The following is a 13,483-nucleotide window of genomic DNA, read 5'->3' as shown; positions in this document are numbered from 1 at the left end:
GGAATCGCGTGGCGGTCATACGGCACCGATCGCCGGTCAGTAGCGCTGGACGGCGGGCGGGGTCGCGGAGCTGCCGGACTTGCCCAGCGTCGCGTCGTAGGCCTTCTTCCAGTCGCCGTTCTGCACGTGCGCCTCGATGGCCTTGTTGACCGCCTCGCGCAGCGCCGCGTCCTCCTTCTTCAGGCCGATGCCGTACGGCTCCTTGGAGAAGGGGTTGCCGACGACCTTCAGGGCGCCCTGGTTCTCGGCCGCGTAGCCCTTGAGGATCGAGTCGTCCGTGGTGACCGCGTCGACCGAGCCGTTGACCAGGTCCTGCACGCACAGCTGGTAGCCCTGCTGCGCCTTGGCCTCGGCGACGTCGTACTTGGGCTCCTTGATCCGCTTGAGCGGCGTGGAACCGGTCGCCGAGCAGACCTTCTTGCCCTTGAGGTCCTCGGGGCCCTTGATGGTGCTGTCCGCCTTGACGAGCAGGTCCTGGCCGGCCTCGTAGTACGGGCCGGCGAAGCCGACCTGCTTCTTGCGCTCGTCGTTGATCGTGTACGTGCCGACGTACAGGTCGACGCCGCCGCTGGCGATCTGCGTCTCACGCGCCTCGGAGGGCACGGTCTTGAACTTGATGTGCGCCTCGTCGAAGCCGAGGTCGGCCGCGATCATGCGGGCGATCTCCACGTCGAAGCCGGTGCGCTTCTTGGTGCCGGGGTTCTCGTAGCCGAGGCCGGGCTGATCGGCCTTGGTGCCGATCGTGATCTCCTTGCCCTTGATCTTCTCGAAGACGGGCGAGTCCTTGACGTCGGCGGCGGTGTTCACCTTCCACTGCGGGAGCGCGGCCGCCGACGTACCGCCGCTGGCCTTGTCGCCGTCCTTGGCGTCGTCGGGGCTGCCGGACTTGCCGCAGGCGGTCGCGGTCGCGGCGAGCGCCAGCACCACGGCGGCCGCCGCAGCGGTGTTGCGGAGCTTCATGAGGAACATCCTTTGCGTCTGCGCCTGCGTCTGCGGGGCGTCGGGTAGCGGGGGAAAGCAGCGGTAAAGAAGCGGCGGGGGTTTCGGAGGGGGCGGGGCCGAGCGGGCCGGCCCCTCACTCCGGCCGGATCAGTGGTGCAGGATCTTCGACAGGAAGTCCTTGGCCCGGTCGCTGCGCGGGTTGTTGAAGAACTGGTCCGGCCGGGCCTCTTCGACGATCCGGCCGTCCGCCATGAAGACGACACGGTTCGCGGCGGAACGCGCGAAGCCCATCTCGTGGGTGACGACGACCATCGTCATGCCGTCCCGGGCGAGCTGCTGCATGACCTCCAGCACCTCGTTGATCATCTCCGGGTCGAGCGCCGAGGTCGGCTCGTCGAAGAGCATGACCTTCGGGTCCATGGCCAGCGCGCGGGCGATCGCCACCCGCTGCTGCTGGCCGCCGGAGAGCTGCGCGGGGTACTTGTCCGCCTGCGCGCCCACCCCGACCCGGTCGAGCAGCTCCCGGGCCTTGGTCTCGGCCTCCTTGCGGTCCTTCTTGCGGACCTTCACCTGCCCCAGCGTCACGTTCTCCAGCACGGTCTTGTGCGCGAAGAGATTGAAGGACTGGAAGACCATCCCGACGTCCGCGCGCAGGCGCGCCAGCTCCTTGCCCTCCTGGGGCAGCGGCTTCCCGTCGATGGTGATCGAACCCGTGTCCGTCGTCTCCAGCCGGTTGATCGTGCGGCACAGCGTCGACTTGCCGGACCCCGACGGCCCGATGACGACCACGACCTCGCCGCGGGCGATCGTCAGGTCGATGTCCTGGAGCACATGCAGCGCGCCGAAGTGTTTGTTGACCTTGTTCAGGACGACCAGTGCGTCCGCGGCGGGCGCCACGTCCTTGGTCACCGATACCTCGCTCATCGGCGTTCCTCGCTCCGTCCTCCTCGATTGGAGAGGACCCTAATGAGCCGCAACGACCAGCGTCATTACATCTGAGCTGAAATTGAGCATAACGATCCGGCCTCAAACGGACACTCTGCGTCAACAGCCGCGCACACGTCGCGCGGGCGTACCGGCTGCATAACGGAAGGCCTCCGAAGGGCTGGAACCCCTTGACGCGCCCGGCCTCCATCGGCGTGGATGCGGTGTTGCCGTACCTGCGCCCGGAGGGGGCCGATGAGACTGCTGCTCGTGGAGGACGACGACCATGTCGCCGCGGCCCTGTCGGCCGTGCTGGCCCGGCACGGGTTCGACGTCACCCACGCCCGCAGCGGCGAGGAGGCCCTGCACGCGCTGCTGCCGGACGAGGGCGCGCCCTTCGGCGTCGTGCTGCTCGACCTCGGACTGCCCGACCAGGACGGCTTCGAGGTCTGCGGCAAGATACGCAAGCGCACCGCCACCCCCGTGATCATGGTGACCGCCCGCTCCGACACCCGCTCGAAGATCCACGGCCTCAACCTCGGAGCCGACGACTACGTCGTCAAGCCCTACGACACGGGGGAGCTGCTCGCCCGCATCCACGCCGTCGCCCGGCGCACGCCGCACTCCGAGAGCGCACCGGGACCGTCGCAGGACGCCGCCGGTCCGCACGCCCTGTTCCTGGGACCCCTGACCATCGAGGTCCCCAACCGCAAGGTCTGCGTGGACGGCAACGCCGTCCCGCTCACCCGCAAGGAGTTCGACCTGCTGGCGCTGCTCGCCCAGCGCCCCGGCGTGGTCTTCCGCCGCGAACAGATCATCAGCGAGGTGTGGCAGACCAGTTGGGAGGGGACCGGGCGCACCCTCGAGGTGCACATCGCCTCGCTCCGCTCCAAGCTGCGGATGCCCGCGCTCATCGAGACGGTCCGCGGCGTCGGCTACAAAATCGTCCTCCCGGCGTGAGGACCGTACGAGCCTGTGCGCACCCGACTCCTTCCGCTGCTGCTCGTCCTCATGGCGGGCGTCCTGCTGGCCCTGGGCTTCCCGCTCGCCGCCGGCATGGCCACCGTGCAACAGCAGGAGGTAGTTGTCGACCGCATCGACGACACCGCCCGCTTCGCCTCCCTCGCCCAGTACGTCACCGCCCGGCCCTTCGAACCTGCCGACGAGGCGGACGGACGCCTGATCACCCTGCGCTCCGAGCTCGCCCGGTACGAGGACCTCTACGGCATACGGGTGGGCATCTTCTACCGCAACGGCCAGCCCATGGCCCTCGCCCCCGCCCAGTGGACCCTCCCGCTGGAAGGGGAGAGCAAGCGCGCCTTCCAGGAGGCCCTCGCGGGGCGCCGCAGCCGCGACCCCGGCCAGGTCTGGCCCTGGCTGCGCAGCCGCCTGACCGTGGCCTCGCCCGTCATCCGCGACGGTGACGTCGTCGCGGTCGTCGTCACCGAATCGCCCACCGGGCAGCTGCGCTCCCGCATCCTGCACGAATGGCTGCTGCTCGCGGCCGGCGAGACCGCGGCCATGCTGGTCGCCGTCCTGGCGGCCTTCCGCCTCACCGGCTGGGTGCTCCGCCCCGTACGCACCCTCGACGTCGCGGCCCACGACATAGCCACCGGCCGGATGAACTCGCGCGTCGTCGCCGACAGCGGCCCGCCCGAGCTGCGCCGCCTCGCACGCTCCTTCAACGAGATGGCCGACAACGTCGAGAACGTCCTGGAGCAGCAGCGGGCCTTCGTCGCCGACGCCTCGCACCAACTGCGCAATCCGCTCTCCGCGCTGCTGCTGCGCATCGACCTGCTGGCCCTGGACCTCCCCGACGGGCACGCGGAGGTCACCTCCGTCCAGGCCGAGGGCAAGCGGCTGGCCCGGGTGCTGGACGACCTGCTGGACCTGGCGCTGGCCGAGCACGACGCCGGCGATCCGCAGCTCACCGACATAGCCGAGATCGTCACCGACCGGGTGGGCGCCTGGTCCCCCGTCGCCGACCGCGAGGGCGTCCCCCTCACCTACCGGGGACCGTCCGCCGCGACCGGCTGGGCCGACCCCATCGCCCTCTCCAGCGCCCTGGACGCGGTCGTGGACAACGCACTGAAGTTCACGCCCGAGCACGCCCGCGTCGAGGTCACCGTCGAGGTGGTCGGCGACCGCGTCCACATCGCCGTCGCCGACGGCGGGCCCGGTCTGACGGAGGAGGAGCTCACCCGGATCGGCGACCGCTTCTGGCGCAGCGGCCGCCACCAGAACGTCTCCGGCTCCGGCCTCGGCCTGTCCATCTCGCGGGCCCTGCTCGCCGCGTCGGGCGCCACGCTCACCTACGAACCGAACGAGCCCACCGGCCTGCGCGCGACGATCGCCGTACCGCGCGACGGAACACCGGCCGCCCGGCACGACACCGGCTGACTTTCGCCCCCGAAAACGGGTTTAGGGCTTGACCGACACGTAATAGCGGCGCGCACCCGCGTGCAGCGGCAGCGGGTTGGTGAAGATGGCCGTGCGGAGGTCCACTTTCTGCGCGGCGTGCACCCGGGTGCCGATGCGGTCGCGACTCCTTATCACCGTGCGGGTGATGCTCTCCGTGAGATCGGAGTCGGTGTCGTCCAGGGTGACCAGGAGATTGGCGACCGCGATCGTCTTGACGACGTCGGTGGCACGCAGCTCCGGATAGGCGTCCGCCGGCATCATCGCCGCCCGGTAGAAACGGGCCTCCTCGCCCATGGCGTGCAGGGGCCCGATCAGGTCGCCGAGCTGGACGAGCCGGATCGGCAGCCGCCGTCCCAGGGACTGCACGGCATTGGTGGGCAGCCCCCCGGACCAGAAGAAGGCGTCGATCTCGCCCTTCTCCAGCAGTCCCGGCATCCGGTCGATGCCGACCCGCACCGCTGTGACGTCCGCGTCGAAGTCCAGCCCGGCGGCCTTCATCAGACGCCTGGTGATCAGCTGCACGCCCGAACCGTCCGCACCCACCCCGACCCGCAGCCTTTTGAGGTCCCGCGCCGACCGGACGGGCGAGTCCTTGCGCACCACCAGCTGCATGTAGTCGTCGTACAGCCGCGCACACGCGCGCAGCCGCTCCGCGCCCGGTTCCCGGCTCTCGCGATAGGTGGCCACCGCGTCCGCGGTGGCCAGGGTGAAGTCGGCCCTGCCGCCCGTGAGCTGCCGCAGATTGTCCAGCGACCCCTGGCTGCGCCTGAGCCGTACGTCCAGGGCCGGCAGGTCCTGCGCCAGGTCCTCCTTGAGGAGGTCTCCGTACTTCGCGTACACCCCGCTCGGCACCCCCGTGGCCACCGATATCCGGCCACTGGGCGAGGGGCCCCCGTCCATCGGCAGCAGCCACCACATGAGCAGCGCGAGCACGGCGGCGGCCGCCGCGCCCGCCCGTGCGGTGCGGCGCCTTCCGGAGCTCGGGAGTCGGGGGGCCATGGGCGGGATCCTGCCAGCCCGCTCCGCCGCGGACCAGGCTTCCCGCGCGAGCGTGACGGTGAGCACGCGGGCAGCGCAGGTGGGAGGGGAAGGGGAGGGATGCGGGGGAGGGGCGGGAAGAAGGAGGAGGCGGGGTGTCCGGACGACCACGTACCCTGGTCGATTGAGATGAGTGCGAAGACCTACGAGGTGCGCACCTACGGGTGCCAGATGAACGTCCATGACTCCGAGCGGCTGTCCGGCCTCCTGGAGGACGCGGGCTATGTCCGCGCCCCCGAAGGCCACGCCGAGGGTGACGCCGACGTCGTCGTCTTCAACACCTGCGCGGTGCGGGAGAACGCCGACAACAAGCTGTACGGCAACCTCGGCCGGCTGGCCCCGATGAAGACGAAGCGGCCCGGTATGCAGATCGCCGTCGGCGGCTGCCTCGCCCAGAAGGACCGCGACACGATCGTCAAGCGGGCCCCCTGGGTCGACGTCGTCTTCGGCACGCACAACATCGGCAAGCTGCCGGTCCTGCTGGAGCGCGCCCGCATCCAGGAAGAGGCGCAGGTCGAGATCGCCGAGTCGCTCGAGGCGTTCCCCTCGACGCTGCCGACGCGGCGCGAGAGCGCGTACGCGGCCTGGGTCTCCATCTCCGTCGGCTGCAACAACACCTGCACCTTCTGCATCGTCCCCGCGCTGCGCGGCAAGGAGAAGGACCGCCGCCCGGGCGACATCCTCGCCGAGGTCGAGGCGCTCGTCGCCGAGGGCGTCAGCGAGATCACCCTGCTCGGCCAGAACGTCAACGCCTACGGCTCCGACATGGGCGACCGCGAGGCGTTCTCCAAGCTGCTGCGCGCCTGCGGCCAGATCGAGGGCCTGGAGCGCGTCCGCTTCACCTCGCCCCACCCGCGCGACTTCACCGACGACGTGATCGCCGCGATGGCCGAGACGCCGAACGTGATGCACCAGCTGCACATGCCGCTGCAGTCCGGCTCGGACACGGTCCTCAAGGCGATGCGCCGCTCGTACCGCCAGGAGCGCTTCCTGGGCATCATCGAGAAGGTGCGCGCCGCCATGCCGGACGCCGCCATCTCCACCGACATCATCGTGGGCTTCCCCGGCGAGACCGAGGAGGACTTCGAGCAGACCATGCACGTGGTCCGCGAAGCACGCTTCGCGAACGCCTTCACGTTCCAGTACTCCAAGCGCCCCGGCACCCCGGCCGCGACCATGGAGGGCCAGATCCCCAAGGAGGTCGTGCAGGCGCGCTACGAGCGTCTGGTGGCCCTCCAGGAGGAGATCTCCTGGGACGAGAACAAGAAGCAGGTCGGCCGCACCCTGGACGTCATGGTCGCCGAGGGCGAGGGCCGCAAGGACGGCGCCACGCGCCGTCTGTCGGGCCGCGCCCCCGACAACCGCCTCGTGCACTTCACCCAGCCCGACGAGCCGGTCCGCCCGGGCGACGTGGTGACCGTCGAGATCACCTACGCCGCCCCGCACCACCTGCTCGCCGAGGGCCAGGCCAAGGCCGTGCGCCGCACGCGCGCGGGCGACGCGTGGGAGAAGCGCACCGCCGCGGCGGCCGCCAAGCCCGCCGGCGTCATGCTCGGCATCCCGACGATCGGCGCGCCCGCGCCGACGCCCGCCCCGGCCGCCCAGGGCTGCTGCGGCGACTGACGTCGCTCCGGCCGGCGCGCGCCGGCCGAACGTCCGCCCCGCCGCGGGCCCGCTCGAGCAGCGGGCGCACGGCGGGGCGTATCGTTCGCGCCATGCTCGTCGCCGCTGCCGTATGCCCCTGCCCGCCCCTGCTCGTGCCCGAGGTGGCCGCCGGGGCCGCACCCGAACTGGACGCCCTGCGGGCCGCCTGTCTCGACGCCGTGGCCGTGCTGGCGGCCGCCCGCCCCGACCGGCTGGTCGTCCTGGGCCCCGCCGGGCCGGCGGACCGCGGCACCTATCCGCAGGGCGCCCCCGGATCCTTCCGCGGCCTCGGCGTGGACGTCGACGTACGGCTCGGGCAGGGCGGCCCGGCAGGCGAACGCGAACTGCCGCAGTCCCTGGCCGTCGCGGCCTGGCTGCTGCAGCGCACGGGCTGGGCGGCGGCGCCCGTCGAGGGCCTGGGCGTCGGCGAGGAACTGGAGGCCGAGCGCTGCCTGGCCTCCGGGCGGGAGCTGGCCGGCGCGGCCGGGCGGGTCGCGTTCCTGGTGATGGGCGACGGCAGTGCCTGCCGCACGGTGAAGGCTCCGGGCTACCTCGACGAGCGGGCCGAGCCCTTCGACGCCGGGGCGGCGCGGGCGCTGGGCGCCGCCGACACCGCCGCGCTGGCCGCGCTGGACGTGGAGCTGGCCCACGGACTGAAGGTCGCCGGACGGGCCCCCTGGCAGGTGCTGGCGGGCGCGGGCGAGGGCGCCGGGCTGCGCGGGCAGCTGCTGTATGAGGACGCGCCCTACGGGGTCGGGTACTTCGTCGCCGGCTGGTCGTAGGCGGAACGCATCACAGCCGGCCGCGACGGGAACGGGAGCCGCCGAGCGGAGCGCGGGCCGGCCGCACGAGCCGTCCGGAGTCGCGGGGCCGGCCCGAAGGCCGGCCTACGGGCTCCGCCGGCCCGGCACGGCGACGGCCGTGGAGCGGGCTCCACGGCCGGTCGCCGGCGAGGGGTCAGGACGAGGCGTCACGGAGTCCCGGAGCTCGTACCGCCGCCCTTGCCGTCCTTCTCGGCGAGCCGGCCGAGCGCGTCCTTGGCCTTGCTCGTGCCGGTCCGGATCTGGCTGCTGTACTTGCCCTTGGTCTTTGAATCGACCACCTGCGCGGCCTTCTCCAGCCCGTGTTCGATCTTGCCCTCGTGCTGCTGCGCGAGGTCGCCGACCTTGCCCTTCAGCGGGCCGAGCTTGGCCTTGAGATTGTCCAACAGGCCCATGGTGACCGCCCCTCGTCCTACCTTGCCAAAACTTACTTGCGGGCGCCCTCACCGGCCTCGCTGTCGGCCGCCTTCTCCGCGGACTGCTGCTTGGGGATGTCGACTCCCTCAGCCGCCTCGTCCGCGGTGTCCTCGGCCTTGGCCTCGGCCGCCTCCTCCTCCGGCTTCACCTCGGCCGTCTCGGCAGCGTCGGTGGATTCCGCCGTCTGAGTGGCAGTCGCGGCCTCTTCCGTTGACGTCGAGGACGACCTACGGAGAATCCTTGAAAACACGCCCATATCTACTCCATTACCTTACTGGTGTGAGCGAAATCCCGCGTCGTCCGGGGCGTCCCATGGCGCCGCTTGCGGACACCGGTCCGCGAACCGGCTCTCGGAACCTCGCAACAGGCAACGAACCCGTCGGCGTCGCGTCACGTCGCTCGTTCGTGGGGCACGCCCGAGGTTTGGGACACTGATCAGGTGAGAAACGCAGCTCCCGCACCTCGGGTCATTGCCGTCGTCGGCCCCACCGCAGCCGGCAAGTCCGATCTCGGCGTCGCCCTCGCCCAGCATCTGGGCGGCGAGGTCGTCAACGCCGACTCCATGCAGCTCTACAGAGGCATGGACATCGGCACCGCCAAGCTCACGATGGCGGAGCGCCACGGCGTGCCCCACCACCTGCTCGACATCTGGGACGTCACGGAGGCCGCGAGCGTCGCCGAGTACCAGCGGCTGGCCCGGGCGGAGATCGACCGGCTGCTCGCCGAGGGCCGCACCCCGGTGCTCGTCGGAGGCTCCGGGCTCTACATCAAGGGCACCATCGACGCCATGGACTTCCCCGGCACCGACCCGGCCGTACGGGCCCGGCTGGAGGCCGAGCTGGCCGAGCAGGGGCCCGGGGCGCTGCACGCCCGCCTCGCCGCCGCCGATCCGGACGCCGCCCGCGCGATCCTGCCGGGCAACGGCCGGCGCATCGTGCGCGCCCTGGAGGTCATCGAGCTCACCGGCCGCCCCTTCACCGCCAACCTGCCCGGGGAGGAGCCGGTGTACGACGCCCTGCAGATCGGCGTGGACGTCGAGCGCCCCGAGCTCGACGAGCGGATCACCCTCCGGGTCGACCGCATGTGGGAGGAGGGGCTCGTCGACGAGGTCCGCGCGCTGGAGCGCGAAGGGCTGCGCGACGGGCGCACGGCATCGCGCGCGCTCGGCTACCAGCAGGTGCTCGACTTCCTCGCGGGGGAGTGCACCGAGGAGGCCGCCCGGGCCGAGACGGTCCGGGCCACCAAGAGGTTCGCGCGCCGTCAGGACTCGTGGTTCCGCAGGGATTCGCGCGTGCACTGGCTGAGCGGAGCGGCCGACCGGCGGGCGGAACTGCCCGGCCGAGCGCTGGCGTTGGTCGAACGGGCGATTACAGCCTGATCACGTGATGGCATCGGGACGCTCCGTGTGCCGTGCAGGCATCCTCTGGCGTGCCATCATCGAGCTTCGATCGAGCCGTGAAGTCCGGGTTGGGAGGGCGCGTGGCGATGGAGGCCGGCCCTCGTGACAGACCGCAGCAGCCGCCGCGCAGGGGGCACCTCCCCGCGGTGGCCGGGACGGAACCGGTGGGCCTGAGTCCGGACGGGCCCGACGACACCGAGGGGACCACGGCCGACGCCACGGCGCCCGCGTCGTTCCGCGAGCTGCGCCCCCAGCGCAGGCTGCGCGCCTGGCAGCTCGCCCCAATCGTCATGCTCGCCGCCATCGGCTCCCTCATGTTCGCCTTCCCCCTCGCCTTCGAGTTCGGGGACGGCGGCCCCGTCGTCGCCATGCTCGGCCTGCTCATCAGCTGCTGCGCCGCGGGCTGGGGCGTCATGGCGGCCCGCCGCGTCGGCTACACCTGGCCCGGCCTGCCGCCGCGCGGCTCCGGGCGCCGCCCCGACTGGCGCTACGTCGCCGCGTACACGGCCGTCGTGATCGTCGTGGTCGTCCTCGCCGTCTGGCGCGTGGCCCGCCTGCGCTGAGCCCCGGGGCCCGCGGAAGGCCGGTGTGTCGTCGGCACACCTCACCCGTACCATCGAAGGGTGAGCACCGCGCAGATCGCCTTCCTCAAGGGTCACGGCACCGAGAACGACTTCGTGATCATCCCCGACCACGACGGCCGGATCGAGCTGTCCCCTGCCGCCGTCGCGCGGCTGTGCGACCGGCGGGCCGGCATCGGCGCGGACGGCGTGCTGCGCGTCGTGCGCTCCGCCGCGCACCCCGAGGCGCGGGCCATGGCCGCCGAGGCCGAGTGGTTCATGGACTACCGCAACGGCGACGGCAGCATCGCGGAGATGTGCGGCAACGGCGTCCGCGTCTTCGCGCACTACCTCCAGCGGGCGGGCCTCACCGGGGAGGGCGACGTCGCGATCGCCACCCGCGCCGGCATCCGCCGCGCCCACATCGCCAAGGCGGGCCCCGACGGTGAGCCCGGCGAGATCACCGTGGGCATGGGCCGGGCCGTGCTCCCCGAGGGCGAGGTCACCGTCACCGTCGGCGAGCGCAGCTGGCCCGCGCGCAACGTCAACATGGGCAACCCCCACGCCGTCTCCTTCGTGGCCGACCTGGCCGACGCCGGAAACCTGCTCGCCGCCCCCGCCGTCAGCCCCGCCGGCGCCTACCCGGACGGCACGAACGTCGAGTTCGTCGTCGACCGCGGCCCGCGCCACGTCGCCCTGCGCGTCCACGAGCGCGGCTCCGGCGAGACCCGTTCCTGCGGAACGGGCGCCTGCGCCGTCATGGTGGCGGCCGCCCGCCGGGACGGCGCCGACCCGGCCGTCCTCGGTCACCCCGTCACGTACACCGTCGACCTGCCCGGCGGGCGACTGGTCATCAGCGAGACCCCGGACGGCGAGATCGAGATGACCGGAGCGGCCGTCATCGTCGCCGAGGGCGTCATCGACGCCTCCTGGTTCGCCACGGCCACCGCCTGACACCCCCGCGCGCCCGCACCGTCCCGACACACCCAACGGGCTCCCTCGAATGGGTGATCCGTTTCACTCTGGGCGAGAGGGGGTGAGCGGTGCGTGATGGGCTCGGTAGCATCAAGCACCGGTCTGGAGGCGTGAGCCGACCACCGGTCGACGCTGCCGGAGGTGCCCATGAGCGCAGAGGCCACGAACACCGGTGCTCCCGGCCGCAGGCGCGGCCGTCGCATCGACCTGAGACGGCTCGGGCGTGCGGCGCTCAGCGGCTCCGGGGCCCGCGGCCGGCTCCCTGATGCCATCGACCACGTCGCCAAGGTCCACCGCGCCCATCACCCCGGCGCCGATCTCGACATCCTGCACCGGGCGTACGTCCTCGCCGAGTCCTCCCACCGCGGCCAGACGCGCAAGAGCGGCGAGCCGTACATCACCCACCCCCTCGCCGTCACCCTGATCCTCGCCGAACTGGGCGCCGAGACCACCACCTTGACCGCCTCGCTGCTGCACGACACCGTCGAGGACACCGAGGTGACGCTCGATCAAGTGCGGGAGCAGTTCGGCGAGGAGGTGCGCTTCCTGGTCGACGGCGTCACCAAACTGGAGAAGGTCGACTACGGCACCGCCGCCGAGCCCGAGACCTTCCGCAAGATGCTCGTCGCCACCGGCAACGACGTCCGCGTGATGTCCATCAAGCTCGCCGACCGGCTGCACAACATGCGCACCCTCACCGTCATGCGCCCCGAGAAACAGGCCCGGATCGCCAAGGTCACCCGCGATGTGCTGATCCCGCTCGCCGAGCGGCTGGGCGTCCAGGCGCTCAAGACCGAGCTGGAGGACCTGGTCTTCGCGATCCTCCACCCCGAGGAGTACGCGCGCACCCGCGACTTCGTCCTCGCCCACGCCGGCCGCCCCGACCCGCTGGAGGCGACGGCGGCGCGCGTACGGGCGGTCCTGCGTGAGGCGGGCATCGCCGGCGAAGTCATCGTCCGCCGACGGCACTTCGTCTCCGTGCACCGGGTGCGCCTCAAGCGCGGCGAACTGACCGGGTCGGACCTGGGCAGGCTGCTCGTCCTGGTGGGGGAGGACGCCGACTGCTACGCGGTCCTCGGTGAACTGCACACCTGCTTCACGCCGTTCATCTCGGAGTTCAAGGACTTCATCGCCGTACCGAAGTTCAACCTTTACCAGTCCCTGCACACCGCCATCGCCGGTGAGGGCGGGCAGGTCGCCGAAGTCCTCATCCGCACGCACCAGATGCACCGCGTCGCCGAAGCCGGCGTCATCGCCCTCGGCAACCCCTACGCCGCCCCCGAGGCGCCCGACGCCGCCGACGGCGAGCGTGCCGACCCCACCCGCCCGGGCTGGCTCTCCCGGCTGCTGGAGTGGCAGCGCGCCACACCCGACCCCGACACCTTCTGGACGTCCCTCCGCGACGAGCTGGCTCAGGACCGCGAGGTGACCGTCTTCCGCGCCGACGGCGGCACCATCGGCCTGCCGGCGGGCTCCAGCTGCGTCGACGCGGCGTACGCCCAGTACGGCGAGGGCGCGCACCACTGCATCGGCGCGCGCGTCAACGGCCGGCTGGCCACCCTCAGCACCGTTCTGCGCGACGGCGACACCCTGCACCTGCTGATGTCCGCCGACGCCGCCTCCGGGCCGTCGCCCGACTGGCTCGAGCACGCCCGTACACCCGCGGCCCGCATCGCCATCGGCCGCTGGCTGGCGACCCATCCGCAGGAGCCCGCCGCCCCCGCACCGCCCGCGCCCTCCGCCCCCGGCCCCCCGAGGTCCGCCCCCCGGACCGTCGCGGCGGCCGGGGTCGGGCCGGTCGCCGTCGTCGCCGGGGGCGGCGGCCCTGCGGCCCCGAGCGTGCGACTGGCCGGCTGCTGTACGCCCGTACCGCCCGACGAGGTCACCGGCTTCACCGTGCGCGGGGGCACGGTGACCGTGCACCGCGCCCCGTGCCCCGTGGTGGACCGGATGGTCACCTCGGGCCGCGAGCCGGTGGAGGTGCACTGGCGCAGCAGCCCGGACGGCGCGGGCACCGGCGACTACCGGGTCACCCTGCGGGCCGAGTCGTTCAGCCGCCCGCACCTGCTCGCCGACCTCACCGAGGTCATCGCGGCCGCGGGCGCCGCCGTCGTCTCCGCCGCCGTCGAGCCGCCGCACGAGCAGCGGGTGCGCCACACGTACACCCTTCAGCTGCCGGACGTGGGCCGGTTGCCGGAGCTGATGCGGGCGATGCGCCGGGTGCCGGGGGTCTACGACGTCGCGCGGGCGGGACGATCGGTGGCCCCGGCGCCCCTGTGACCGCGCGGGGTGCTCCTTGCACGTACGGGTGATACGACACTCGTACCACCATCCGAGACGCT

The 13,483-nt window shown here is 72.3% G+C and carries 13 protein-coding genes; 8 read left to right on the top strand and 5 right to left on the bottom strand.

All coding sequences use genetic code 11. The annotated features are described in order from the left end of the window. Window positions 1-36: 36 nt before the first annotated feature. Window positions 37-960: a glutamate ABC transporter substrate-binding protein gene (locus ACIGXW_RS18845; protein WP_071963013.1), complete on the bottom strand. Its 924-nt coding sequence runs from the start codon at window positions 958-960 to the stop codon at window positions 37-39. Between the two features lie 129 nt (window positions 961-1,089). After that, on the bottom strand, window positions 1,090-1,866 hold the full coding sequence (locus ACIGXW_RS18840; protein WP_071963014.1) for an amino acid ABC transporter ATP-binding protein: 777 nt from the start codon (window positions 1,864-1,866) through the stop codon (window positions 1,090-1,092). A gap of 255 nt (window positions 1,867-2,121) precedes the next feature. Here ACIGXW_RS18840 and ACIGXW_RS18835 point away from each other — a divergent pair, with 255 nt between their 5' ends. Then, on the top strand, window positions 2,122-2,826 hold the full coding sequence (locus ACIGXW_RS18835; RefSeq protein ID WP_071963015.1) for a response regulator transcription factor: 705 nt from the start codon (window positions 2,122-2,124) through the stop codon (window positions 2,824-2,826). A 15-nt stretch (window positions 2,827-2,841) separates the two neighbouring features. Beyond that, window positions 2,842-4,266, top strand: a complete 1,425-nt coding sequence (locus tag ACIGXW_RS18830) for an ATP-binding protein (protein ID WP_399573997.1) — start codon at window positions 2,842-2,844, stop codon at window positions 4,264-4,266. A 21-nt stretch (window positions 4,267-4,287) separates the two neighbouring features. On the opposite strand, the gene ACIGXW_RS18825 is transcribed toward ACIGXW_RS18830, so the two are convergent. Continuing rightward, a complete protein-coding gene (locus ACIGXW_RS18825; protein WP_399573995.1) occupies window positions 4,288-5,286 on the bottom strand; it encodes a TAXI family TRAP transporter solute-binding subunit in 999 nt (332 codons plus the stop codon). Window positions 5,287-5,454: 168 nt separating this feature from the next. On the opposite strand from ACIGXW_RS18825, the gene miaB reads away from it, so the two are divergent. After that, entirely contained in the window at window positions 5,455-6,948 is a 1,494-nt protein-coding gene (gene miaB, locus ACIGXW_RS18820; RefSeq protein WP_071964655.1) for a tRNA (N6-isopentenyl adenosine(37)-C2)-methylthiotransferase MiaB, read from the top strand. A gap of 92 nt (window positions 6,949-7,040) precedes the next feature. Next, window positions 7,041-7,751: a class III extradiol dioxygenase subunit B-like domain-containing protein gene (locus tag ACIGXW_RS18815; RefSeq protein WP_399573993.1), complete on the top strand. Its 711-nt coding sequence runs from the start codon at window positions 7,041-7,043 to the stop codon at window positions 7,749-7,751. 188 nt (window positions 7,752-7,939) lie between these two features. Here the strand turns inward: ACIGXW_RS18815 and ACIGXW_RS18810 are convergent, their stop codons facing one another. Both ACIGXW_RS18810 and ACIGXW_RS18805 read right to left on the bottom strand, forming a co-directional pair. After that, window positions 7,940-8,185: an antitoxin gene (locus ACIGXW_RS18810; protein ID WP_071964653.1), complete on the bottom strand. Its 246-nt coding sequence runs from the start codon at window positions 8,183-8,185 to the stop codon at window positions 7,940-7,942. A gap of 32 nt (window positions 8,186-8,217) precedes the next feature. Then, window positions 8,218-8,355: a hypothetical protein gene (locus ACIGXW_RS18805; RefSeq protein ID WP_360910785.1), complete on the bottom strand. Its 138-nt coding sequence runs from the start codon at window positions 8,353-8,355 to the stop codon at window positions 8,218-8,220. A 291-nt stretch (window positions 8,356-8,646) separates the two neighbouring features. On the opposite strand from ACIGXW_RS18805, the gene miaA reads away from it, so the two are divergent. The 4 genes from miaA (at window position 8,647) to ACIGXW_RS18785 (ending at window position 13,421) form a co-directional block, all read left to right on the top strand. Then, complete coding sequence (gene miaA / locus ACIGXW_RS18800; RefSeq protein ID WP_399573991.1) at window positions 8,647-9,585, top strand: tRNA (adenosine(37)-N6)-dimethylallyltransferase MiaA; 939 nt, start codon at window positions 8,647-8,649, stop codon at window positions 9,583-9,585. A gap of 107 nt (window positions 9,586-9,692) precedes the next feature. Then, window positions 9,693-10,169, top strand: coding sequence for a hypothetical protein (locus tag ACIGXW_RS18795; RefSeq protein ID WP_071964650.1), 477 nt, complete (start codon window positions 9,693-9,695; stop codon window positions 10,167-10,169). A 60-nt stretch (window positions 10,170-10,229) separates the two neighbouring features. Next, window positions 10,230-11,120 (top strand): diaminopimelate epimerase, encoded by an 891-nt coding sequence (dapF, locus tag ACIGXW_RS18790; protein ID WP_071964649.1) that lies wholly within the window; start codon window positions 10,230-10,232, stop codon window positions 11,118-11,120. A 168-nt stretch (window positions 11,121-11,288) separates the two neighbouring features. After that, on the top strand, window positions 11,289-13,421 hold the full coding sequence (locus tag ACIGXW_RS18785; RefSeq protein WP_399573989.1) for a RelA/SpoT family protein: 2,133 nt from the start codon (window positions 11,289-11,291) through the stop codon (window positions 13,419-13,421). Window positions 13,422-13,483 lie beyond the last annotated feature (62 nt).

The sequence above is a fragment of the Streptomyces sp. NPDC053079 genome (assembly GCF_044546695.1).
Lineage (GTDB): Bacteria > Actinomycetota > Actinomycetes > Streptomycetales > Streptomycetaceae > Streptomyces.
Note: the sequence above shows the minus strand (reverse complement) of the source record. Positions and strands in the feature narration are given on the sequence as shown.